Origin of the sequence: Mycobacterium persicum, assembly GCF_002086915.1 — a bacterium.
In the GTDB taxonomy this organism is placed as follows: domain Bacteria; phylum Actinomycetota; class Actinomycetes; order Mycobacteriales; family Mycobacteriaceae; genus Mycobacterium; species Mycobacterium persicum.
The window spans coordinates 1,000,736-1,025,016 of sequence record NZ_MWQA01000001.1; the positions used below are offsets into that span (position 1 = coordinate 1,000,736).

Annotated in this window: 17 protein-coding genes and 1 tRNA gene; 10 read left to right on the forward strand and 8 right to left on the reverse strand. The window is 66.8% G+C overall.

Annotated features, from left to right (window positions below):
* Positions 1 to 2,121 (forward strand): ABC transporter permease (locus tag B4U45_RS04510; protein ID WP_244899348.1); only part of this gene is annotated, 2,121 nt, incomplete at its 5' end.
* Positions 2,122 to 2,134: 13 nt separating this feature from the next.
* Here B4U45_RS04510 and B4U45_RS04515 read toward each other — a convergent pair.
* Entirely contained in the window at positions 2,135 to 2,881 is a 747-nt protein-coding gene (locus B4U45_RS04515) for a VIT1/CCC1 transporter family protein (RefSeq protein ID WP_075548990.1), read from the reverse strand.
* 107 nt (positions 2,882 to 2,988) lie between these two features.
* On the opposite strand from B4U45_RS04515, the gene B4U45_RS04520 reads away from it, so the two are divergent.
* Complete coding sequence (locus tag B4U45_RS04520) at positions 2,989 to 4,941, forward strand: acyl-CoA dehydrogenase family protein (RefSeq protein ID WP_075548991.1); 1,953 nt, start codon at positions 2,989 to 2,991, stop codon at positions 4,939 to 4,941.
* 2 nt (positions 4,942 to 4,943) lie between these two features.
* Here B4U45_RS04520 and B4U45_RS04525 read toward each other — a convergent pair whose 3' ends face one another.
* Both B4U45_RS04525 and B4U45_RS04530 read right to left on the reverse strand, forming a co-directional pair.
* On the reverse strand, positions 4,944 to 6,482 hold the full coding sequence (locus B4U45_RS04525) for a nitrate/nitrite transporter (RefSeq protein WP_083155011.1): 1,539 nt from the start codon (positions 6,480 to 6,482) through the stop codon (positions 4,944 to 4,946).
* 218 nt (positions 6,483 to 6,700) lie between these two features.
* Complete coding sequence (locus B4U45_RS04530) at positions 6,701 to 7,195, reverse strand: LppP/LprE family lipoprotein (RefSeq protein ID WP_371687240.1); 495 nt, start codon at positions 7,193 to 7,195, stop codon at positions 6,701 to 6,703.
* Between the two features lie 459 nt (positions 7,196 to 7,654).
* Between B4U45_RS04530 and B4U45_RS04535 the strand changes: the two genes are divergently transcribed.
* Together B4U45_RS04535 and B4U45_RS04540 are read left to right on the forward strand one after the other, a co-directional pair.
* The gene (locus B4U45_RS04535; RefSeq protein ID WP_075548992.1) at positions 7,655 to 11,812 is read left to right on the forward strand and encodes a bifunctional nitrate reductase/sulfite reductase flavoprotein subunit alpha; all 4,158 of its coding nucleotides are present in this window, start codon (positions 7,655 to 7,657) and stop codon (positions 11,810 to 11,812) included.
* Between the two features lie 91 nt (positions 11,813 to 11,903).
* Positions 11,904 to 13,550, forward strand: coding sequence for an NAD-dependent malic enzyme (locus tag B4U45_RS04540; RefSeq protein WP_075549006.1), 1,647 nt, complete (start codon positions 11,904 to 11,906; stop codon positions 13,548 to 13,550).
* A gap of 18 nt (positions 13,551 to 13,568) precedes the next feature.
* Here the strand turns inward: B4U45_RS04540 and B4U45_RS04545 are convergent, their stop codons facing one another.
* Together B4U45_RS04545 and B4U45_RS04550 are read right to left on the reverse strand one after the other, a co-directional pair.
* A complete protein-coding gene (locus tag B4U45_RS04545) occupies positions 13,569 to 15,308 on the reverse strand; it encodes a family 2A encapsulin nanocompartment cargo protein cysteine desulfurase (RefSeq protein WP_075548993.1) in 1,740 nt (579 codons plus the stop codon).
* A complete protein-coding gene (locus tag B4U45_RS04550) occupies positions 15,295 to 16,218 on the reverse strand; it encodes a family 2A encapsulin nanocompartment shell protein (RefSeq protein WP_075548994.1) in 924 nt (307 codons plus the stop codon). The genes B4U45_RS04545 and B4U45_RS04550 overlap by 14 nt, the downstream gene beginning before the upstream one ends.
* A 354-nt stretch (positions 16,219 to 16,572) precedes the next feature.
* Here B4U45_RS04550 and B4U45_RS04555 point away from each other — a divergent pair, with 354 nt between their 5' ends.
* From B4U45_RS04555 to B4U45_RS04575, 5 genes are read left to right on the forward strand one after another with little or no spacing between them, the layout of a single operon-like run.
* On the forward strand, positions 16,573 to 17,862 hold the full coding sequence (locus B4U45_RS04555) for a TQXA domain-containing protein (RefSeq protein WP_075548995.1): 1,290 nt from the start codon (positions 16,573 to 16,575) through the stop codon (positions 17,860 to 17,862).
* Complete coding sequence (gene cysK / locus B4U45_RS04560) at positions 17,859 to 18,791, forward strand: cysteine synthase A (protein ID WP_083155005.1); 933 nt, start codon at positions 17,859 to 17,861, stop codon at positions 18,789 to 18,791. The genes B4U45_RS04555 and cysK overlap by 4 nt, the downstream gene beginning before the upstream one ends.
* Positions 18,792 to 18,793: 2 nt before the next feature.
* On the forward strand, positions 18,794 to 19,480 hold the full coding sequence (gene cysE / locus B4U45_RS04565) for a serine O-acetyltransferase (RefSeq protein WP_075548997.1): 687 nt from the start codon (positions 18,794 to 18,796) through the stop codon (positions 19,478 to 19,480).
* A gap of 60 nt (positions 19,481 to 19,540) precedes the next feature.
* Entirely contained in the window at positions 19,541 to 19,960 is a 420-nt protein-coding gene (locus B4U45_RS04570; protein WP_075548998.1) for a thioredoxin family protein, read from the forward strand.
* 28 nt (positions 19,961 to 19,988) lie between these two features.
* Positions 19,989 to 20,456 carry a DUF4395 domain-containing protein gene (locus B4U45_RS04575; protein WP_075549007.1) on the forward strand — a complete coding sequence of 156 codons (468 nt, stop codon included), beginning with the start codon at positions 19,989 to 19,991 and terminating at the stop codon, positions 20,454 to 20,456.
* Between the two features lie 4 nt (positions 20,457 to 20,460).
* Here the strand turns inward: B4U45_RS04575 and B4U45_RS04580 are convergent.
* Positions 20,461 to 20,536 (reverse strand) — tRNA-Asn (locus B4U45_RS04580).
* Positions 20,537 to 20,725: 189 nt separating this feature from the next.
* Here B4U45_RS04580 and B4U45_RS04585 point away from each other — a divergent pair.
* Positions 20,726 to 20,983, forward strand: a complete 258-nt coding sequence (locus B4U45_RS04585) for a hypothetical protein (protein ID WP_075549008.1) — start codon at positions 20,726 to 20,728, stop codon at positions 20,981 to 20,983.
* Between the two features lie 21 nt (positions 20,984 to 21,004).
* Here B4U45_RS04585 and dnaG read toward each other — a convergent pair whose 3' ends face one another.
* Both dnaG and B4U45_RS04595 read right to left on the reverse strand, forming a co-directional pair.
* Positions 21,005 to 22,951 (reverse strand): DNA primase, encoded by a 1,947-nt coding sequence (gene dnaG / locus B4U45_RS04590; protein ID WP_075548999.1) that lies wholly within the window; start codon positions 22,949 to 22,951, stop codon positions 21,005 to 21,007.
* 16 nt (positions 22,952 to 22,967) lie between these two features.
* Entirely contained in the window at positions 22,968 to 24,251 is a 1,284-nt protein-coding gene (locus B4U45_RS04595) for a deoxyguanosinetriphosphate triphosphohydrolase (protein WP_075549000.1), read from the reverse strand.
* Positions 24,252 to 24,281 lie beyond the last annotated feature (30 nt).

The following is a 24,281-nucleotide window of genomic DNA, read 5'->3' on the forward strand; positions in this document are numbered from 1 at the left end:
CCGCCGCAGGCGCATCGGCCGACCCCGCCGCCTACCGGTCAGTGGCGCAAACCCGTGAAACCGACAGAGCAAGCCACGCAGCGGATGCCGGCCAAGTCGATCACTCACCCAGAACCCGCGCAGGCGGTGGCGCAGCGCATCGTCGCCGAGTCGGCGACCCAGCGAATCCCCGCAGCCCCGACGTTCGGCAGGACTACCAAGCCCATCCGGTTGACACCACAGGCAACGCCGCCCGCGCCGGAGGCCGGGCACCCGCCAACCGCTGACCAGCCCGCGCCGGCCGGTGCGCAGCCCGCGCCGGAGGCCGGGCAGCCCGAGGGACGCGGCCTGGTCGAGCGGATGACCGACGCCACCCGAAAGCTGCTCGCGCCTCGACCCGACACCGGCCCACGGGAGGACTTAGCGGAGGAGGGTCCGGCAACCAGCCGGCTGCCGCTGAAACCTGGCGCACGCACCGTCGGCGTGGCGGCATATCGATTGGGTTTGACCGTCGACGGTCGCGAACTGCTTTCTGACATCTCGTTCACCGCACGCCCGGGTTCGTTGATCGCGGTCGTCGGGCCGTCGGAGAATCGCACCACCTCCTTGATCGAGCTGCTGGCGGGCCTGCGGCCGCTCGGTTCCGGAGTGCTGACCGTGGACGGCCACGACATGAAGGCCGAGCCCGACTGGGTCAGAGCGCGCATCGGGGTGGTGCCGCGCGGGGAGGCGGTACCCGGCTGCCTCACCGTCGAACGGGCACTGGGGTATGCCGCAGAGTTGCGGCTGCCGCCCGATACCACCCCGCCAACCCGCGACCGGGTGGTGGACCATGTTCTCGACGAACTCGAATTGACGCCGCATCGCAAGACCCGGGTGGCCAAGCTTGCGCCCGAGGTGCGCCGGTGCGCGTCGATGGCAACCGAACTCGTCTCCAGGCCCTCCCTGCTGGTCGTCGACGAACCGAGCGCCGGGCTCGATGCGGCGCAGGAAAGCCACGTCATGGCGATGCTGCGCCGGCAGGCCGATCTCGGCTGCGTCGTCGTGGTGGCGACGACGTCGCTTGCTCACCTGAACTTGTGTGACCAGGTGTTGCTGCTCACCCCGGCCGGCACTTTGGCCTTTGCCGGGCCGCCGGTGCAGCTGGAACCGGCGATGGGCACTACCGACTGGTCCGAGGTTTTCGCGCAGGTCGACGCCGATCCCGGCGGCGCGCATCAGGCGTTCCTGAACCGCCAGCAGGCATCTGGTTCGCCACCGCCGGCAGCGCCCGCGGTGGCGGCTGCGGGGCGGCCGCCCCTCGCGCTGACCGCCGACCGCCAACTAGGACTGGCGATTCGACGCGAGATCCGACTGTTCGTCGCCAGGCGGCTGCCCTTCCTCTGCATGGTGCTGCTGCCGTTGGTATTGGGCGGCTTGACGTTGCTGATTCCCGGAGATTCCGGGTTCGACCGCGCCGGCCGGTCGGCGCCCAACCCGCACGAGGCCACCGAGATCCTGGCGGCGATGAACCTCGCCGCGGTGCTGATGGGCATCCTGCTGACGATCGGCGATCTGGTCGGCGAGCGGCGGATGTTGCGGCGCGAGCAGTCTGTCGGGTTGTCGACGCCGGCCTACCTGCTCGCCAAGATTACGGTGTTCGGCCTGGTCGCGGCGATCCAGGCCGCCATCCTCACCGCCGTCGTCGTCGCCGGCAAAGGTCCGCCCGTCCATGAAGCGGTCCTACTGCCCAATGCCACTGTGGAGCTCTACGTGAGCGTGGCGGCCACGGCCGTCGTCTCGGCGATCATCGGTCTGGCGCTGTCGACGCTGGGCAGGTCGCAACGCGAGGTTCTGCCGCTGGCGGTGCCGGTGATCCTGGCATCCGCGCTCTTCGGCGGCGGGCTGCTGCCGCTGGTGGGCACCTGGGGATTCGACCAGATCTCCTGGCTGATTCCGGCCCACTGGGGCTTCGCCGCAGCCGCCTGCACTATCGATCTGCGCCGGGTCGACCCGCTGGCGGCCCATAACGGGGTGTGGACGCACTACAGCGGCTGGTGGGCCTTCGACATGGCCCTGCTGATCATCTTTGGCGTGTTGTGGGCCGGATTCGTGTTGTTCCGGCTACGTCCGCCCGGTCGCTCGCTGCGTATCCGTTCATGACGTCGTGGGCCGCTCACAGCACCGCCGCGATCAGCAATCCGACCAGATAGGTCGCCGCGACGGCGACGGCGCCGAACAGCAGTTGCCGCGACGCCGCCCACCACACCGCTTTGCTGGTGAACCGGGCGGTCAGGCCGCCGGCGACCAGCAGCCCGGCCCCGCCACATGCCAGCCCGGCGACCAACGACCCGAAGCCCAGCAGGTAGGGGATCAGTGGCAGCAGCGCACCGATGGCGAACATCGCGAACGACGACCCGGCTGCCACCCGCGCCGACGGCTTGGCGGCCGGATCGACACCGATCTCGCGCACCAGGTGAAAGTTGACCGCCTGGTTCTCGTCGCGGTGAATTTCGTCGGTGGCGATTTCCGCGGTTTGTGCGCTCATACCCAGTTCCCGCAACATCGCCACCAATTCGGCCCGTTCGTCTTGCGGACGCGTGCGCAGCGCACGGCGTTCGAGGTGGACTTCGGAGTCGATCTGCTCGTTGGCCGTGGTCACCGACGTGTATTCGCCCAACGCCATGGAGAACGCGCCGGCCAGCAGCCCGGCGATACCGCTGACGATGGTGGCGTGCACGCTTTCCGCCGCGGCCACACCGGCGATCAGGCTGGTGTTGCTGACCAGGCCGTCCATCGCGCCGAATGCGGCTGCCCGCAACCAGCCGCCGCTGACGTCGGAGTGCGAGTGTCCGACGTCGAAGGCCGGTTCGCCGGATGGACCCGCTTCGCCCGGTCGTGACCCGGGTTCAAGATTCGCCATTGCGCTATCTAAACCCACCGAGGCGAAACGACATCTGTGCCTTCCGTATTCGGACACCGATACCGGCTCTTGCCCCACACCGTGGTTGACGGGGTTACGGTTCGGGTATGGCGCCGGACATGACCAACACTGCCGACATCGCCCACCATCTGCGCAACGCCCTCGACGGGCGCTTCCGCGACGTGAAGAACGACATGCGCAAGAAGCTGAACCTGGAGGTCTTCCGCCCGCACTACACACCCAACACCGTCATCGCCCGCGCCAAGGTGGCCGAGCAGATGCAATTGTTGGCCGCCGCGGGCGCCGCCGAGGACAGCTTCCGCAAGGAACATGGCGGCACCGGCAACGTGGGCGCGGCGATCACGATGATCGAGATGCTGGCCATGTCGGATCTGTCCCTGATGGTCAAGGCCGGAGTGCAGTGGGGCCTGTTCGGCGGCGCCGTCGAGAACCTGGGCACTCAACGTCATCACGAGGAGTACGTTCCCAAGATCATCAACCTCGATATCCGCGGCTGCTTCGCGATGACCGAGACCGGGCACGGCAGCGACGTGCAGTCGCTGGAGACCACCGCCACCTACGACGCCGAGACCGAAGAGTTCGTCATCGACTCCCCCACCCCGACGGCGCGCAAGGACTACATCGGCGGGGCGGCCGAAACCGCGCGCCTGGCAGCGGTTTTCGCGCAGTTGATCACCACCGCAAACGGCGAGCAGGTCAATCACGGGGTGCACTGCTTCCTGGTCCCGATCCGCGACGACGAGGGCAACGACCTGCCGGGTGTGACAACGTCGGACTGCCTCTACAAAGGTGGCCTGCCCGGCGTCGACAACGGCCGCATCATGTTCGACCACGTCCGTATTCCACGGGTGAATCTGCTGAACAAGTACGGCGACGTCGCCCCCGACGGCACCTACAGCTCGCCGATCGAAAACGCCAGCCGCCGCTTCTTCACTATGATCGGCACGCTGATCCGCGGCCGGGTGACGGTCGGTGGCAGCGCGGCAGCGGCCGCACGGGTCGCGTTGGACATTGCCACCCGATATGCGTTGCAGCGCAGGCAATTCAGCGCACCCGACGACGACGACAGCGAAGTTCTGATCATGGACTACCTGGTCCACCAGCGGCGGTTGTTCCCGTTGATCGCACGGTCGTATGCGCTGCAGTTCGCCCAGAACGAGCTGGTGTCCAGGTGCCATGACCTGCAAACGGCCGACGACCCGGACGCCGAGGAGCAGCGCGAGCTGGAAGCACGGGCCGCCGGGCTGAAGGCCGCCAACACCTGGCACGCCAGCCGCGCCATCCAGGAGGCCCGGGAGGCCTGTGGCGGAGCCGGTTACATGGCCGAGAACCGGTTGATCGCACTGCGCGCGGACACCGACGTGTTCACCACGTTCGAGGGCGACAACCACGTGCTGACCCAGCTGGTGGCCAAGGAGCTGCTGACCGCCTACGCCGACGACATCCGCAGCATGAGCCCGGTGGAATGGGTGCGCTTCGCCGCCAACACCGTGGGTCAGCGGGTGCTGAAACGCACCGCGGCCCAGACCATCATCCAGACGGTCGTGGACGCCCGCCAGGACAACGAGGAAGAGGGCAGCCTGTTCAACCGCGGCACCCAGGTCAAGATGTTCGAGGACCGTGAGGAGTATCTGCTGTCCTCGGTGGCCCGCCGGCTGCAGAGCAAAGCCAACGAGATGTCGGCGTTCGACGCCTTCAACGCGGTCCAGGATCACGTGCTGCATGCCGCGCAGGCGCACATCGACCGGGTGGTGCTGGAGGCGTTCGTCGCCGGGATCGAATCCTGCCCGGACCATCAGGCCCGCGACGTGCTCGAGGCGGTGTGCGACGTGTACGCCTTGTCGGTGATCGACGACGACAAGGCCTGGTACATCGAGCACCGGTTCCTGTCGACGGAACGAGCCAAGGCGGTTACCCGCGGCATCAACGACCGATGCCGGGTGCTACGCCCGCACGCCAAGACGTTGGTGGACGGCTTCGGGATCCCAGAACCGTTGCGCTACGCCGAGATGTTGCACCCGGAGAACCTGCCCGACTGAGCTCAGCGACCCACCAGCTCGACGACGGCCGGCTGCGCCACGAGCTCGACGGCGGCCGGCGGCAGAGCCGGAAGGTATCCCACCGGCCGGCGAACGTAGACCTTCCAGGTCAGGGCGGCCGCACCGGCGTAGAACACCATGAAGATCCAGAACGCGTCGGTCGCGGCGCCGGTGGCCACGTAGGACTCGCGCAGCGCCAGGTTGATTCCGACCCCTCCGAACGCACCCAAAGACGCCACCAGCCCGATGGCCACCCCGGAGATCAGCCTCGACCAGTCCCGGCGCTCGGATTCGCTGAGATCCGAGCCGAGATGCAGCTCGCGGCTGCATGCCTCGAAAATCGTCGGGATCATCTTGTACACGGACCCGTTGCCCAACCCGGACAGCACGAACAACGCGATGAAGCACACGAAATAGCCGGCCATGCTGGCTCCTCGCGTCGGACCGGCGTGCCGGTCTTCCAGGCTGCCGGCGCCGATCAGCAGCCCGGCAACCAGCGCCATGGCGACAAAGACCGCCAGGGTGAGACGGCTGCCGCCGAGCCGGTCGGCCAGCCGCCCGCCGTAGACCCGTGCCAGCGCCGCCAGCAGCGGTCCCAGGAATGCCAGTTCGGCGGCGTGCACCGCGGCCTGCGCGGCGCTTTGACCGGCCGCCACGAAGTTGGTCTGCAGCACCTGCCCGAACGCGAACGAAAACCCGATGAACGAGCCGAAGGTGCCGAGGTAGAGCAGCGACAGCAACCAGGTGTCGCGATTGGACACGACCGCGGAGATGATGGGGCGCAGCCGGCAAGCTTTTACCCGGTGTTGCTGGACGTTGTTCATGAACAGCGTCACCCCGATGGCCCCACCGACCAGCAGCACCGCATAGAGCCCACACACCAGGTACGGCTTTCCGTCCCCGAACACGGCGATGATCAGCAGCCCGACCAACTGGATGGTCGGCACCCCGAGATTTCCGATGCCGCCGGCAATGCCGAGCGCCGAGCCTTTCAACCGATGCGGGTAGAACGCGTTGGCATTGCTCATCGACGCCGCGAAATTACCGCCGCCCAGCCCGGTCAGCGCCGCGCACACCAGATACGGCCACAACGGCAGCCCTGGATGAGTCAACAGCACCAACGTGCCGATGGTGGGGACCAGCAGCGCGGTCACCGAGAAAATCGCCCAGTTGCGACCGCCGAAGATCGTGGTGGCCAGCGAGTAGGGCAGCCGCGTGCATGCCCCCACCAGCGTTGCGACGGTGTCGAGCATGAATTTGTCGCCGGCGGAGAAACCGTAGACGCTCTGCGGCATGAACAACACCAGCACCGGCCACAACGTCCACACGGAGTAGCCCAGATGCACGGTGACCACCGACCAGAACAGATTGCGCCGGGCGATGACCTTGTTGCCGGCTTCCCATGCCGCGACATCCTCAGCGTCCCAATGCGAAATATCGCGCGAGTTACTCCTGCGCGTTGCTGAAGTATCCGAATTGTGCTGAGCCTGGCCGGAATTGCTCAGCGACTCCTCGCGTTGCAGCAACATCTGCTGTTCCATCACTCTCCTAAGCCACTCCTGAGCCCCGGCCACGTTGCTTCCCGCCGGGAAACAACAACGAACTCCCAGAGTGCCAAACTTGCAGTCGCGCGGCACGTCGTGGGCAGCCTGAATCTGCTGAAGAACAGCTGGATAACACCTGTAGGCATCAACCGTGACCGATTGGTGATGTCACCGGAACCGTCCTGTGCGTCAAAGCCACTGGCCGCTACCGGTCGCTACGAGTGCGGTATCGGCCCCAGTGCTTTCAGTTTGCCGTCAGGTCCGATCTGAAATCGCACCGTGCCGATACCGCTGGGACAGCATTCGGATTCATCGCCGACTCGCCACCGGTACTGGACCGTCACGGTGTCATCATCGGGAGGCAGCACCGTGATGTAGGGCTTCGGACCGGGGGTCGGCGAACCCAATGGGGTGTTGCGGTCGAAGAACAGCAACTGTTGCGGAGTCGACTCGGAGGCGATGGTAGGGATGATCTGCACCCAGTACAGGCGGCATTTCCTGGTGTGCCCCCGCGCGATTTCCACCCAGCTGGAGCCCGGTACCTCGATCGGGACAGCGGCTATGGACTGTCGCACCGTGTCGGCCGCCGGGCCGTCGGATTGCTTGCAGGTATCCGCCGGCGAAGACGGCGGTGTCGACGATTTCTCCGCGCAACCGGCAGCCCCGGCAATCCCGCCGATCCCGAGCAGCACAGCCAGGCACCGACGGATCACAGCCTGCCGACGACGCACCCCGCGAGCTTAGCGAAAACTGTGCATTAGCAGGTAAATCTCTGGGGGCAAACCGCTTGGGTCTGCGCACGTCAGGTCCGCGACCGACGGCCGGAGCTTGGCGAAAACTGTCAACATTCCCCAAGTTTCGTCAAAACTGCGGCTCCCGCGCCCCGACGGGCGTCGCCGCGGATAGCTCGCGGGTAATCTGACGTCGAGATCACCGGTCGATGACGACCCGGGGATGACCGGCTCGGCTTGACGGCCCGACAGACGTGCTCGCCCATTTCCAGCAACGCACTGACACGGTTAACCCGCTGCGAGAAAACCGTAAAACGGCCGAAACGTCCGACATCCCGTACCGAAACATCCTTGTCGCAGGATTTGGCGAACACACCGTTGTGCAGTGGTGCGTAAGCGGCGGTTGCAGAAAGGACATAAGGCGTGGCCAGGGAACTCATGGCGCCCGGTAAGGACGCCGTGGAGACTATGTGCGCCTATTGCGGCGTGGGCTGCGGCATTGTGCTGCAAGTCACAACGGACGCGGCAACCGGAAAGCGCCACATTGCCAAGTCAATTGGCCGCACCTCGCATCCGGCTAATTCTGGGCGGTTGTGCACCAAGGGCGCCACCACCGCCGACCTGCTCGCCGCACCGGGACGGCTGGAGTCGGCATACCTGCGCGACGACCGCGGGAATTCCCTCGAACCGGTTCCGATCGACGATGCGATCACCCACTGCGCCAAGCGGTTACGCGCCATCATCGACGAGCACGGCCCGGACGCGGTCGCGGTGTACGTGTCGGGACAAATGTCCATCGAGGCCCAGTACCTGGCCAACAAACTGACCAAAGGGTTCATCGGCACCAACCAGATCGAGGCGAATTCGCGGCTGTGCATGGCCGGCGCCAGTTCCGGTTACAAGCTGTCGTTGGGAGCAGACGGACCGCCCGGCTCGTATCAGGATTTCGACCACGCCGACGTGTTTCTCGTCATCGGCGCCAATATGGCTGACTGCCACCCGATCCTGTTCCTGCGGATGATGGAACGCGTTCAAGCGGGCGCCAAATTGATCGTCGTCGACCCGCGCCGCACCGCGACCGCGGACAAGGCGGACCTGTTCCTGCAGATCGCCCCCGGCACCGACCTGGCGCTGCTCAACGGCTTACTGCGGCTGATCGTCGAAAACGGCTACACAGACCCGCTTTTCATCGCCGAATTCACCGAGGGCTGGGAGGTGATGCCGAGCTTTCTCGAGCAATTCACACCCGAGGTGGTCAGCGAAATCACCGGCATTCCTGTCGAAGACATCCGCACCGCAGCGCGCTGGATCGGCGAAGCCGCCAATTGGATGAGCTGCTGGACGATGGGACTCAACCAGAGCACCCATGGCACCTGGAACACCAACGCGCTGTGCAACCTGCATCTGGCAACCGGCGCGATCTGCAAGCCCGGCAATGGCCCCTTCTCCCTCACCGGACAGCCCAATGCCATGGGCGGGCGCGAAATGGGTTACATGGGAACGGGCCTGCCGGGACAGCGCTCGGTGCTCTCGGCCGCCGACCGCGAATTCGTGGAGCAGCAGTGGGGTATTCCGCAGGGGTCGCTGCGCACCGAGGTCAGCGCCGGTGTGGTGGACATGTTTTCCCGGATGGCCGCCGGCGACATCAAGGCATGTTGGATTATCTGCACCAATCCCGTTGCCACCGTGGCGAATCGGAAAACGGTGCTGGCCGGGTTGGAGAAGGCCGAACTGGTGATCAGCCAGGACTCGTTCGCGGAGACCGAGACCAACGAGTACGCAACCGTGTTGCTGCCCGCGGCGCTGTGGACCGAGTCCGAGGGGGTGATGGTCAATTCCGAGCGGACCATGACGTTGTTCCAGAAGGCCGTCGAGCCGGTCGGACAGGCGCTGCCGGACTGGCAGATCATTGCCCGGATCGCTTGCGAGATGGGCTATTCGGAGTCTTTCAGCTACCAGTCCGCCGCCGACGTGTTCGACGAGATCAAGCGGTTCTCGAACATGGCAACCGGATACGATCTGCGGGGCATCAGCTACGACCGGTTGCGTGAGACACCGTTGCAGTGGCCGTGCCCACCAGACAGCAGTGGTCGCAACCCGATCCGCTACCGCAACGACGGGGTCAGCCAGACACGGTTGGCGCGCGACGACGGGTCGGTGCCGCGGTTGGCGTTCCCGACCGCCAGCGGACGTGCGGTGTTCTTCGCCCGCCCCCATCTGCTGCCCGACGAGATGCCCGACGGCGACTACCCTTTCCTGCTCAACACCGGACGCCTGCCGCACCACTGGCACACGCTGACCAAGACCGGCAAGGTCGCCAAACTCAACAAACTCAATCCGGGCCCGTTGGTCGAAATCCACCCTGACGACGCCGAGCGGTTGCACGTCCGCGACGGTGACCACGTCGAGATCGCGTCTCGCCGCGGCCGTGCGGTGCTGCCCGCTCTGGTCACCGACCGGGTGCGGCCCGGCAACTGTTTTGCCCCGTTCCACTGGAACGACGTCTTCGGCGAGTACCTCTCGATCAATGCGGTCACCAACGACGCCGTCGACCCGATATCGCGGCAACCGGAATACAAGGTGTGTGCGGTCACCCTGACGAAGGTTGCCCAACCCGCAGCCGAGCCACATTCGGCAGGCAAACCCACCGCCGGCGCGGCCGATCGACCGGAACCGACGTTGCTCACCGACACACCGCGGCTCGGTGTGGCCGACGTAGACGCGCTCGCGGAGTTCCTCGGGGTGGCGAACGAGCCGATGCCGCAGTTCGGTCCGTTCGCCCGCTCCTACCTTGCCGGTTTGCTGGCGGGGCTGCGCACCGAAACCGGTCGGCGGCTGGCCGGGGTTCCCACCGTGCCGGTCAGCGCTCCCTTCGATACCCCCACCCGGCTGTGGTTGGACGGCTTGCTCGCGGGCATGTTCGCCCGCGCCGAGACGCCGCAACCGGTGCCGGTCACCGAAACCGCCGAGCCAGCACCGATCGTGGTGTTGTGGGCGTCGCAAACCGGGACGGTAGAAGAACTCGCCGCCGACGTCGCCGCGCAACTGCGTGCGGCCCAGCTGCCGGTCGCGTTGCACGGCATGGACGAGTTCCCGGTGTCGCAGCTGCCGACGGCTCGGCAGCTGCTGCTGATCACCAGCACCACCGGGGACGGCGATCCGCCGGACAACGGCGCAGCTTTCTGGCGCGCGCTGGCGGCTGAAACCGCGCCGCAGCTGGCCGGTATCCGCTACGCCGTCCTGGCGTTGGGCGACTCCAACTATGCCAATTTCTGCGGTCACGGGCGCGCGCTGGACCTACGCCTTGCCGAGTTGGGCGCGACCCGCATCGTCGACCGCGTCGACTGCGAACCCGACTACGAGGATCCCGCCGCCGGCTGGCTGAGCCGGGTCCTGCACGAGCTGCGGGGTACGGCACCGACCACGGTCACGTCACCGCACGCGTCACCAACAGCCAAGCCCACGGCCTGCACCAAGAAGAACCCACTGGTCACCAGCGTGGTCCGCAACACCACGCTCAGCAAGCCCCGTTCGTCAAAAGACGTGCGGCAGTTAGTTTTCCATGCTCCGAAGCCAGCGGTCAGCTACGAAGCCGGCGACGCGCTGGGGGTATGGCCCCGCAACCACAGCCGGCTGGTCGACGAATGGCTGACGGTGACCGGACTGAACGGCCACACCGAAGTCGATGTCGCCAACCACGGGTCGATGTCGCTGCGTGCGGCGTTGACCGATCGGCTGGAGATCGCTCACATCAGCCCCGCCCTGCTGCGCTTCGTCCAGCAGCGCACCGCGGCCCGCGACGTCGCCGACAAGCTCGCCGAGTTGATGCGCCCGGAAAACAAAGCCGCCCTTGATGACTGGTCCTGGGGCCGGCAGTCGGTCGACCTGCTGGCTCAGGCACCGGTCACCGCGACCGCCGACGAATGGCTGACGGTACTCAAACCGCTTCAGCCGCGGCTGTATTCGATCTCATCCAGCCCCAAACAGCACCCGGGGGAAGTGCACCTGACCGTGTCGCCGGTTCGGTACAATTTTCAGGGCGTGCCGCGACGCGGGGTGTGCTCGACCTATCTGGCCGACCGCTCCCCCAGCGACGAGATCGCGGTCTATGTAAAGAAATCCAGCAGCTTCCGGCCCCCCAGCGATCCGCACACACCGATGATCATGATCGGTCCCGGAACCGGCATCGCGCCCTTCCGGGCATTCCTGCAGGAACGACGCGCGCTCGGCCACACCGGGCCGAACTGGTTGTTCTTCGGGGAACGCCACGCCGCCACCGACTTCTACTACCGAGAGGAGATCCAGGCGATGCACGCCGATGGCTTCCTCAGCGAACTCGATCTGGCGTTCTCGCGCGATCAGCACCAGAAGGTGTACGTGCAGCACCTGATGCGCCGGCGCGGCGCGCAGCTGTGGCGATGGCTGCAGGACGGAGCGCAATTGTACGTGTGCGGCAATGCCGACCCGATGGCCAAAGATGTCGACCGCGCGCTCTGCGACATCGCTGCCGAGCACGGACATCTCGATACCGAAGCGGCCACCGCCTACGTGCGGTCGCTGAGCGCGGCCAAGCGCTACCACCGCGACGTCTACTGACCAGCGCTCGCTCTGGGTGGACTCTTCCGGGCGCGTACCGGCCCCCGGCGTTACCGTGACTTGACGCGTCAGGTCACGGACGGAGATGGTGATGAGCGATGCCCGCGTGCCCCGGTTTCCGGCAGCACTGTCCACGCCCAGTCTCAATCGCGGGGTCGGCTTCACCCACGAGCAACGCCGGCAGCTCGGCCTGGTCGGTCGCCTTCCGGCGGCGGTGCTCACCCTGGACCAGCAGGCCGATCGGGTGTGGCATCAATTGCAGAGCCTGGCCACCGATCTGGGCCGTAACCTGCTGCTGGAACAGCTGCATTACCGCCACGAACTGCTCTACTACAAGGTGCTGATCGACCATCTGCCCGAACTGCTGCCGGTGGTGTACACGCCCACGGTCGGCGAAGCGATCCAACGGTTCTCGGATGAATACCGTGGGCAACGCGGCCTATTCCTGAGCATCGACGAGCCCGACGACATCGCGGCTGCCTTCCAAACCCTGGGCCTCGGACCCGACGACGTCGACCTGATCGTCTGCACCGACGCCGAAGCCATCCTGGGCATCGGCGACTGGGGTGTCGGCGGCATCCAGATCGCGGTGGGCAAGCTGGCGCTCTACACCGCCGGCGGCGGCATCGATCCCCGTCGTTGCTTGGCGGTGTCGCTGGACGTTGGCACCGATAACGAGCAGCTGTTGCAGGATCCGTTCTATCTGGGCAATCGGCACGCGCGGCGCAGCGGCGCCGAGTACGACGAGTTCATCAAGCGCTACATCGAGACCGCCCACCGGATGTTTCCGCGGGCACTGCTGCACTTCGAGGACTTCGGGCCGGCCAACGCGCGGATGATCCTGCAGACCTACGGTGCGCGGTACTGCGTGTTCAACGACGACGTGCAAGGCACCGGCGCGGTGGTGGTGGCCGCCATCGACGGGGGATCACACGTCACCGGCGTCCCGGTCCGCGACCAGAAGGTGATCGTCTTCGGGGCCGGCACCGCGGGCATGGGTGTCGCCGACCAGATCCGCGACGCCATGGTGGCCGACGGCGCCACCGTCGAGCAGGCGATGTCGCAGATCTGGGCCATCGACAAGCAGGGGCTGCTGTTCGACGACATGGAGGGTCTGCGGGAATTCCAGCTGCCGTGCGCCAAAAATCGTAACCGGCTGGGTGTCCAGCGCGGGGCACGGATCGGCCTGGTCGACGCGATCAAGCTGGCCTCGCCGACCGTGTTGCTCGGCTCCTCGACGGTCTCCGGCGCGTTCACCCAAGAGGTCGTCGAGGCGATGACGGCATCGTGCGAACGCCCGATGATCTTCCCGCTGTCCAATCCGACCTCGCGGATGGAAGCCATGCCGGCCGACGTCCTCGCGTGGTCGAACGGTAAGGCGCTGGTTGCCACCGGTACCCCGGTGGCGCCGGTGGAGTACGACGGCACCACCTACACCATCGGCCAGGCCAACAACGTGCTGGTGTTTCCGGGTATCGGTCTGGGCGTCGTCGTCGCCGGAGCCCGGCTGCTGACCCAGGGCATGCTGCGCGCGGCGGCCAAAGCCCTTGCGTGCCGGGCTAATCCGACGAAGACCGGGGAATCGCTATTGCCCGACGTTCAGGACCTCCGCGGGATTTCCGCGACGGTCGCCGAGGCCGTCTATCACGCCGCAGTCGACGACGGCGTAGCCACCAAAACCCATGACGACGTTGCGCGAGCCATCGTCGAGACCATGTGGCTGCCGGTCTACGACTGAGTGCGGACGTAATCCCGCTCAGCCGGCGTTCGTGCCGCCCTCGGCGATCCGGCGTACCGCACGGATGAACACGTCGACCTCGTCGAAGGTGTTGTAGAACGCGAACGACGGGCGAACCGTGGCCTCCAAGCCGTAGCGACGCAGAATGGGTTGGGCGCAGTGGTGTCCGGCACGCACCGCGATGCCCTCGGCGTTGAGTGCCTTGCCGACCTCGAGCGGCTCGTGTCCGGCCAGCACGAACGACAGCACACTGGCCTTCTCGGTCGCGGTGCCCACCAGGCGGACACCGGGGACATCGGCCAGCCGCGGGGTCGCGTACCGCAGCAACTCGTGCTCGTAGGCGGCAATACGCTCGATCCCCACCCGCTCGACGTAACGCAACGCCTCCCCGAGACCCACCGCATCGGCGATGTTGCCGGTGCCGGCTTCGAACTTGCTCGGCGGTCCCTGGTACAGCGAGCGCTCCATGGTGACGTCGGTGATCATGTTGCCGCCACCCTGCCATGGCGGTGTCTCGGCGAGAGCCTCCTCACGCCCGTAGAGCACACCGATTCCGGTGGGGCCGTACACCTTGTGCCCGGAGAACGCGAAGAAATCGGCGCCGAGCCCGGCGACGTCGATCGGCAGGTGCGGAATCGACTGGGCGCCGTCGATCAGCACCCGGGCGCCGTATCGGTGTCCGAGTTCGACGATCTGGTGTACCGGCGTCACGGTGCCCAGGGCATTCGAGACATGAGTTGCCGCAACGAGTTTGGTCCTCGGGCCCAGCAGTGCCTCGAACTCCGCCAGCAGCAGATTGCCGGCTTCGTCAACCGGCGCCACCTTCAGCACGGCACCGGTCTGCTGCGAAATAAGTTGCCACGGAACGATATTGGCGTGGTGCTCCAAGTGGGTGATGACGATCTCGTCGCCCGCGCGCAGGTGTTTTCCACCCCATGCGTAGGCCACCAGATTGATGGCCTCGGTGGTGCCGCGGACAAAGATGACCTCTTCGTCGCGGGCGGCGCCGATGAATCGACGCACCGTGTCGCGCGCCTCTTCGTAGGCATCGGTGGCCCGAGCCGCCAGCTCGTGCGCGGCGCGGTGGATGTTGGAATTCTCGTGGGCGTAGAAGTGCGCGAGCCGGTCGATGACCACGTGCGGCTTTTGGGTGGTGGCCGCGTTGTCGAACCAGATCAACGGCTTGCCGTTGACCGTCTCCCGGAGGATCGGAAAGTCGGCACGCACGGCCTCGACGTCGAAGACATCGATGGCCCGGTGATCGTCGGCCGGCTTCGGCACCGAGTCGGCCTCGGTGAGCAACGGGGTGAGGAAGGAGTAGTTGCGTTCGTCGCCGAGCGGCGTATCGCGGCGGGCCGCCAACCTGTCGGACCAACCGAGGTCGCCGACCGACGGCGCCGCACGCGGCCACTCGGGCGGCAGGACCGGCATCGAGCCGCGCGGAGCCACCGGTGCCGTCTGCGGCGGCCCCTCGGGCTCCGGTGACGTCGGCGCCGGAAGGTAGATGTCGGCTACGCCGACGGACGGAACGGTAGCCGGCACGATGTCGAATGCGCCGGCGGCTGCCCGCCCGGCGGCCGCTGCGGCCGTCGTGTCGGGCATGTTGCCGCGCGGGGCCACCGGAGCCGCCTGCGGGGGGCTGTCGAAGCCCGGCCGAATGCCGGCGGCGTAGAGCTGGCTTGCCAACGCGGCCAGCTCCGCGGTGCTGATCGGCGCCTCGCCTGCGGCGTCTGGCGGCGGGTACTCACTTGTACTCATGGAACTGGTCCACCGCCACGTCGTCGAGCACGGCAAGCGCATCGTCGGTGAGCACGGCCAAGGACGTGTAAAGCGTCACCAGGTAGGTCGCGATCGCCGATTGGTTGATGCCGGTGAACCGCACCGACAGCCCCGGCGCCTGCTCCCCCACCAGCCCGGGCTGGAACAAGCCCACCACGCCCTGGCGTTCTTCGCCGGTGCGCACCAGGATGAACTTGGTCTTGCCGTCAACAACCGGCACCTTGTCAGAGGGAATCAACGGGATGCCGCGCCAGGTGATGAACTGCGCGCCGAACAGGCTCACCACTGGCGGCGGCACGCCGCGGTAGGTGGCCTCACGGCCGAACGCCGCGATGCCCTGGGGGTGGGTGAGGAAAAAGCTGGGCGTCTTCCAGACCTTGGTGATCAGCGCGTCGAGGTCGTCGGGCGTGGGCGCTCCGGCCAGGGTCCGGATGGTCTGCCCGGGTGTCGCCTGAGCAACCAAGCCGTACTCCGGGCTGTTGACCAGTTCGAACTCTTGGCGCTCCTTGATGGTTTCGATGGTCAGGCGCAACTGCTGCGCGATCTGGTCGTGCGGACTGGAGTAGAGGTCGGACACCCGGGTGTGGATGTCGAGCAGGGTGGAGATGGTTCGCAGCGTGTACTCCCGCGGGCTGGTCTCATAGTCGACGTAGGTCTCCGGCAGCGGCCCGTCGGTGCCGGCGCCGGCTTCGGCCTTGATCGCCACCCGCTCGGGGTTGATCACCCGGTTCACCCGGTAGATACCCGCTTCCACCGGCACCCAGCTGAGCAGATGCAGCAACCAGCGAGGCGTGATCGTCGACAGCTGCGGGACGGTCTTGGTGGCGTTGGCGAGCTGCCTGGCAGCAAGATCACCCAGTGCCTGAGACTCGGTTTGCGGCGAACTCATCATTGTCCTTCCGGTGCATGATCGATCCCTGCGCAGGCGCCGGGCCTGGAGGTCGGGCGCAACCATCGTCGGCCGCGCCCAGACGTGCGCTGAGAGCGTATTCGACGCGGTTGCCCGGGCAAAGCGTTAGATCATCGCCTGAGCCGAACAGCCGAGATGCGGCATGCCTTATAGTGGATGCCATGCAACAGGCCGTACCGCTGCGCTTTGTCCTTACGCGCTGCATCGCCGTCGACTGTTGTTGTTGCTGTTGATTCCTGACGTCTTCTGACCGTTCAGCAATCGTCGCGCTGCGGCGCTTCACGCCTTGATGACGCGCGCGACCCCAAGTCTTCAGGAAGAGCAACCGCCCCTATGACTGTCTTATGCATCCCGCACCGCGCGCCGGCTACGGTGGCGACCCGTCGGCGCATCCGGCTACGACCGGCCACCGAGTTGACCCGGATGACCCGTTACCGAGGCGGGACCTACTCACACACGGTGGACAGGATCGTGTTCGCCGACGGCACCACCGCCCGCACCGACCTGATCAGGTTGAACCCGAACGTGCAGGCCTACTCGCTGGATTTCACCGGCGTCGCACCACACCAGCCGTCGCCCTACCGCCTGGGCACCTGGTCCGCCCTGCCGCATCTGCGCAACCGTGATTGCGAAGCCGAGGTGGACTGGATCCTGCGCAACTCCTTCCCCATGTGCCCGATCGCCGAGCTGAGCCGGCGGCTACGCGCCGCCGGGTATCCGCTGGGACCGGCCAACATCAGCGAACACGAAGCCATCGCCGCAACGCAGGCGGCGATCTGGTACTTCACCAACGGCATGGCGCTGGACACCCGCCCGCTCAATGCCCCCGTCGCGGTGCGCCGCGGACCGGGACCGGTGCTCACCTTCGAATTCGACGGTCGGCCACAGCTGGGCGGCTATTCACTGTGGACGGCGTCCGACAACCCGGTGGCGGTGAAGCTGCAGAAGTCGACGGATGGCATTGTCTGGCAAGACATCTCCGGATCCCAACTGACCACCGATGCCGGCCGGGGGCGCTACCAGCGTACCCTCGGCGTCGGCAGCACCTTGTCGACCAGCAGCCACGGATACGGCGCGCACGGCTACCGCTGCTACCGGCTGGTCGCCACCTCCGACACCACACCGGTGATCGACCACGTCGACTTCTGGCTGACCGGTTCCAGCCACTATCGCAACGCCGACCGGGTCGTGCACCTCTACGACTACCTGCTCGCGGGGGCATACACGGCCTTGCGAGACAACGGCGAACCGCACCTCGTCGACACCGCCGCCGCAGTCGACTCGGAACTCGTGGGGCCATTCCGGGTCCGAATCCCGTTGGCATTCAGCGTGCCTGACGGCCACGAACTTGTCGACGCCGACGGGCGTGCCGTCACCGAAACCGTTCAGCCCGGTGCAGACTTCTACCTGCGCCGAGCACCCGGCACCACGGCGACGACACTGACTGCCACGACCACCCACCACCACCTGGGTGGACGGGTGCTGACCGGAGTGGCACTGGCGAGCACAACTCCGCGGCTCACGCCGGTTGCGCTGACGACACCCGTGCACGTGACAATCGAGTTCGACATCCACTGGCAGGCCGCCGGGGCCCGCGCCGACATCGCTGGAGACCGCCAATGACCATCGCCGAGAACATCACCCAACTGATCGGGGGCACGCCGCTGGTCCGGCTGCGACGGGTCACCGACGGCGCAGTGGCCGACGTGGTGGCCAAGCTGGAATCGTTCAATCCGGCGGGAAGTGTGAAGGACCGCATCGGAGTAGCCATGATCGACGCCGCCGAGAAGGCGGGCCTGATCAAGCCAGACACCATCATCCTGGAGCCGACCAGTGGGAACACCGGCATCGCGCTGGCGATGGTGGCCGCCGCCCGCGGCTACAAGTGCGTGCTCACCATGCCCGACACCATGAGCATCGAGCGGCGCATGCTGCTGCGCGCCTACGGCGCCGAACTCGTGCTCACCCCCGGCGCCGACGGCATGGCGGGCGCCATCGCCAAGGCCGAAGAACTGGCCAAGACCAACGAGCGGTATTTCATCCCGCAGCAATTCGAAAATCCGGCCAACCCCGCGGTCCACGCCGTGACCACGGCGGAGGAGGTGTGGAAGGACACCGATGGCAAGGTCGACATCTTCGTGTCGGGCATCGGCACCGGCGGCACCATCACCGGTGTCGCGCAGGTCATCAAGGAACGCAGGCCGTCGGCGCAGTTCGTCGCCGTGGAACCGGCGGCGTCGCCGGTGCTGTCCGGAGGGCAGAAGGGACCACACCCGATCCAGGGCATCGGCGCCGGGTTCGTCCCGCCGGTGCTGGAGATGGGCTTGGTCGACGAGGTCATCACCGTGGCCAACGACGACGCCTTCAACCTGGCCCGGCGGCTGGCCAAGGAAGAAGGTCTGCTCGTCGGCATCTCCTCAGGCGCGGCCGCGTGGGCCGCGGTGGAAGTGGCCCGTCGGCCGGAGAACGCTGGCAAACTCGTGGTCGTCGTACTTCCCGACTTTGGCGAGCGCTATCTGAGCACGCCGTTGTTCGCGGATCTGAGTAATTAGCAATGCTGGCAGAGATACGGCGCGACATCCGGGTGGCCAGGCAGCGCGACCCGGCCCGGCCGACCGCATTGGAGGTCGTTTTCTGCTATCCCGGTGTCCACGCGGTGTGGGGCCACCGGATCAGCCACTGGCTGTGGCTGCGCGGTGCCCGGTTGGCCGCCCGGGCTTTGGCGGAACTCACCCGTATCCTGACCGGTGTCGACATCCATCCCGGCGCCGTCCTGGGCTCGGGCTTGTTCATCGATCACGCGACCGGCGTGGTCATCGGTGAAACCGCCGAAGTGGGTGACGATGTCACGCTCTACCACGGCGTCACGCTCGGCGGCACCGGAACGGATATCGGTAAGCGCCATCCCACCGTCGGTGACCGGGTGATCATCGGGGCCGGCGCCAAGATCCTCGGCCCGATCAAGATCGGCGACGGCAGCCGGATCGGCGCCAACTCCGTTGTGGTCAAAGAGGTTCCGTCCGCCGCGGTGGTGGTCGGCGTCCCCGGGCAGGTCATCAGCCGCAACGGTTCGTCCAGATCCGACGACTCGGTGTTGCCCGATTTGGTGGGGGTCAGCCTCCAGTCGCTGCTCAGCCGGGTGGCCAGGCTGGAGGCCAAAGTTGACCACCACCCACCGGCCGGACGGGTGATCCGGCCGCCCGAGGCCGGTGTATGGCATGGCGAAGATTTCTCCATCTGACTTATCCGAGGAAGACCCGACTATGGCGACTATGACGACTAAGAAAGGCATGGCGAGCCGATGAGCTCGATCGCAATGGCCTCGGCGGCGCTGATCGCGGCGTTGACAGGTGCGACGGCGATCGGTTGGACGGTCAATCGACGGTCCGGCGTGCTGCGGAAAACCGGCGCCGCAGTGCATCAGGACACCTCCGATCTCGGCTTGTCCGACACCGGTCCCACCGTCGTACACTTCGGCGCCGCGTGGTGCGGTCCGTGCGCGGTGGTGCGCCGCGTTGTCGACGAGGTGTGCGCCGGATTGCCCGACGTGGCACACGTCGAGATCGACATCGACGCCAATCCGGCGGCCGCACAGCGGATGTCTGTGCTGTCGCTACCCACCACGTTCATCTTCGACGCGGACGGGCGGCAGCTGTACCGCACCGCGGGGGTGCCGAAGGCGGCCGACCTGAGGGCAGCGTTGCAGCCCCTGCTCACCTGAGACCTTGCGCAACAAAGGAGCGGACGTGATGTCGAATAATCCCGGACAAGTGGACGTCCGCGGCCCGCGATTTGCCGCGTGGATCACCACGACGGTCCTCGTCGTGGCCTTGATCGTCTCGGTGTTCAGTACCAAGGTGGCGGCGGTGATACTGGTTGCCCAGGCCGTCGTCTTCGCCATCAGTGCGCTACGCGGCCCCCGCAACAGCCCCTACGGCCTGCTGTTCGCCACGCTGGTGGCGCCCCGGCTGGGGCCGGTGACCGAACGGGAACCGGTGCCACCGCTGAAGTTCGCCCAGTTGGTCGGGCTTGTCTTCACGGTCATCGGAATTATCGGTTTTGCCGTGGCGGTCCCGGTGCTGGGCGTGGCCGCCACCTCCTTCGCGCTGTTCGCCTGTTTCCTGAACGCCGCCTTCGGCATCTGCCTGGGTTGTCAGATCTACCCGTTGGTCGCCCGGCTCCGCCGCGCGCCGGTGACCAAGGCGCCGCATTCTTAGGGCCTGGCTCCCCCGGAAGGACTCGAACCTTCAACCCTTCGGTTAACAGCCGAATGCTCTGCCAGTTGAGCTACAGGGGACCGGCGCGTCCGCGGCAATGTGTCGCGGATCGCGGGACGACTCTAGCGTACTGGCATATCCGCGCCAACTAGCGGGATCAGCCAGACTGGCGAGCCCGTCGGCGCCACGGGTCTGGCGGATCGCCGGGCCAGCGCTCGGGCGGATGAGGCAGGATGGAACGAACCGCGCTGATAGTCGGAGGGACCGCTTTGATCGGGTATGTCGCCGTGCTGGGGATTGGGTACGTGTTGGGAGCGAAAGCCGGGCGTCGCCGCTACGAGCAGATCGCCGGCACCTATCGCGCGCTGACCGGGAGTCCGGTGGCCAGGTCGATGATCGAAGGGGGCCGCCGCAAGATCGCCAGTCGAATCTCCCCCGACGCGGGCTTGGTGACGGTCACCGAGATCGACGAGCAGACGGCCATCGTGGAGCGGGCCGAACGGGTTGTCGAGCGCCAGGCGAAATAGCGCGCCGGCGCCGTATCAGCCTCACGCGCTCAGGTCGTTGCCGCTGGCCTGCTCCAGGAGGCTGCGCCGGTAGGCCTCCATGGCCACCAGATCGCCGAACAGCGCGTGATATTCGTCGCCGTGTTCGATCGGCGACATACGCTGCAGCTTGGACTTGACTTCGGCGATCTGCCGGCCCATCCACACCTCCTGCAGGCGGGCCAGCACTCCGCCGATATAGCGCGGCAGCTTGTCGTCGTCGACCGCGATCGCCTCCACCGCCAACTCGTTGATCAGACCGGTGGTCAACGGCGACGTGGTCTGCCGGGCCACCATGTCCATCCACTGGGCCCCGGTGACCCCGGCCGATGTCCCTCCCGCCGCCTCGATGGCCGCCCGCACGGCCGCGTAGCCGGGGTGGGTGAAGCTCTCGACGGTCAACGTGTCGAAAACCGGTCCCGCCAGCGCCGGGTACTGCAGGGCCGATTTCAGTGCCTCACGCTGCGGCCACAGCGTCGGGTCGCGGGGGTCGGGACGAGCGGCCGCGGGTTCGGCCGACGGCGCATCAGGGGACTGCTGCGCCGCCCGCCGGGGCGCCTTCGATCCGGACGATCCGGGACCACCGCGGCCCGGCGTTTTGACGGTTCTGGCCTGACTGCGCACCCGGTCGACGACCTGGGCGACGTCATCCCAACCGACCCAGCCGGCCAACTGCCGGGCGTACTCGTCGCGCAGCATCGGGTCTTTGATCTGGCCCACCATCGGCACACACCGACGCAACGCAGCCACCCTACCCTCAGCGCTGTTCAGGTCCGTCTCGGCGAGCGCGGACCGAATTGCGAACTCGAACAACGGGGTTCGTCGCGCCACCAAGTCCCGCAAGGCCGCGTCCCCCGATGCGAGCCGCAGGTCGCAAGGATCCATGCCGTCCGGGGCTACCGCGACAAAAGACTGTCCCGCCAGGTTCTGTTCGCCGTCGAGGGCCTTCAGTGCGGCGGCGCGGCCGGCGGCATCGCCGTCAAAAACATAGATCAGCTCGCCGCGGAAGAAGCTGTCGTCCATCATCAGCCTGCGCAGCATGGCCAGGTGCTCGTCGCCGAATGCGGTGCCGCAGGACGCGACCGCGGTGGTGACCCCGGCCAGATGCATGGCCATCACGTCGGTGTAGCCCTCGACGACCACCGCCTGATGCCCCTTGGCTATATCACGTTTAGCCAGGTCGATGCCGAACATCACCGACGACTTCTTATACAGCAGCGTCTCGGGGGTATTGACGTACTTGGCTTCCATCGGGTCGTCGTCGAACAGGCGCCGAGCCCCGAAACCTATCACCTCGCCGGCCGACGACCGGATGGGCCACAGCAGCCGCCGATGAAACCGGTCCATGGGACCGTGCCGGCCCTGCCGGGACAGTCCGGCGGCTTCCAGCTCCTTGAACTCAAAGCCCTTGCGCTGCAAGTGTTTCGTCAGAGAGTCCCAGCCCGACGGCGCGAATCCGCAGCCGAAGCGGCGAGCCGCCTCGGCATCGAAGTTGCGCTGCGTCAGGTAGTGGCGGGCCGGTGCGGCCTCGTCGGACTCCAGGGCAGCCGCATAGAACTCGGCCGCGGCGGCATTGGCCGCGAGGAGCCTGCTGCGACTGCCCCGATCGCGCTGCACGCTGGTGGCCGCGCCGGTGTAGCTGATGGTGTAGCCGATCCGGTCGGCCAGCAGTTCGACCGCCTCGACGAAGCTGACGTGCTCGATCTTTTGGATGAACGCATAGACGTCGCCACCCTCACCGCAGCCGAAGCAGTGGAAGTGACCGTGGTTGGGTCGCACATGAAACGACGGTGACTTCTCGTTGTGAAACGGGCACAGACCGCGCAGCGAGTCCGCTCCGGCGCGCCGCAGCTGGACATAGTCGCCGACCACGTCCTCGATGCGGGCGCCGTCACGGATGGCCGCGATGTCGCGGTCGGAAATCCTGGAGCGCCCCGCCGGACTCGACATTCGCTCATCTTAGGGCTCAGTGCAAAACCGTGGTCCGGCCCGGGAATTGACCAGCGTCGATGCGCTCCAGCCGCCCCTCAGTGTAGGAGGCGATCTGATCGACGATGACCCGCATCCGGGCGGCGTCGTCGGCCGCAGTGTGGTACGCCGCGGCAAAAACCGGGTCGAGCGTCCGCGGCGCACCGGAGGAAAGCCACTGCGCCACCCGGTGGATGCGTTCGCGCTGGCGAGCCTGTGCTTCCAGATGCCGTGGGTCGGACATGATGAACTGCAGCGCCAGGATTTTCAGCACCGCAACCTCGGCCCGCACCAGGTCTGGTACCTGCAAGTCGGCCTGGTAACGGGTCAACGGCCCGGAACCGGCCACGGCCCGGGTGGTGGCGATCGCCGCCGAAGCAAACCGCCCCACCAGTTCACTGGTCAATCGCTTCAGCGCGACCGACGCCGCCAACGTGGCGTCGTACTTGCCCACTGCCGCGACCACCGGCAGCGATGACAGCCGGCGGGCGGCCGCCATCAACTCGTCGGCACCGACCCGGGGGAATTCGCTCTGGCCCAGCTTGGCCAGCGCGGCCGCGTCGTCGTGGTCGGCGAGCACCCGCAAGTCGATGCGTTCGGAGACGACGCCGTCCTCGACATCGTGGACCGAATACGCGACATCGTCGGCCCAGTCCATCACCTGTGCTTCCAGGCATGGCCGATCAGCCGGTGCGCCGGTGCGCACCCACGCCGCCGGCTGCCGATCTTCCTCGTAGAAGCCGAACTTGCGGCGCCCGTCACCACGCGTCCACGGGTATTTGGTGACCGCGTCCAATGCCGCGCGGGTCAGGTTCAGCCCCACGCTGAGCCCTTGGCTATCAAGAACTTTCGGCTCAAGGCTGGTTAGGATGCGGAAGTTCTGGGCGTTGCCCTCGAAGCCGCCGCAGCAGGCCGCGGCGTCGTCGAGTGCGCGCTCACCGTTGTGCCCGTACGGCGGGTGCCCGATGTCGTGGGCCAGACCGGCCAGCTCGACAAGGTCCGGGTCGCAACCCAGTCCGATCGCCATGCCCCGGCCGATCTGCGCCACTTCCAGCGAATGAGTCAGCCGGGTGCGCGGGGTGTCACCTTCCCGCGGCCCGACGACTTGGGTCTTGTCGGCGAGGCGGCGCAGCGCGGCGCTGTGCAACACCCGGGCGCGGTCCCGGGCGAAGTCGGTGCGGTGCTGCCCTTCCGTGCCCGGCAGACCAGCCGACTTCGGCGCTTCGGCTACCCGCCGCTGGCGGTCGAAGTCGCCATAGGGGTCTTGCTGATTCGTGGTCACCGACCGACAGTCTGCCAGGCAGGTCGCTGC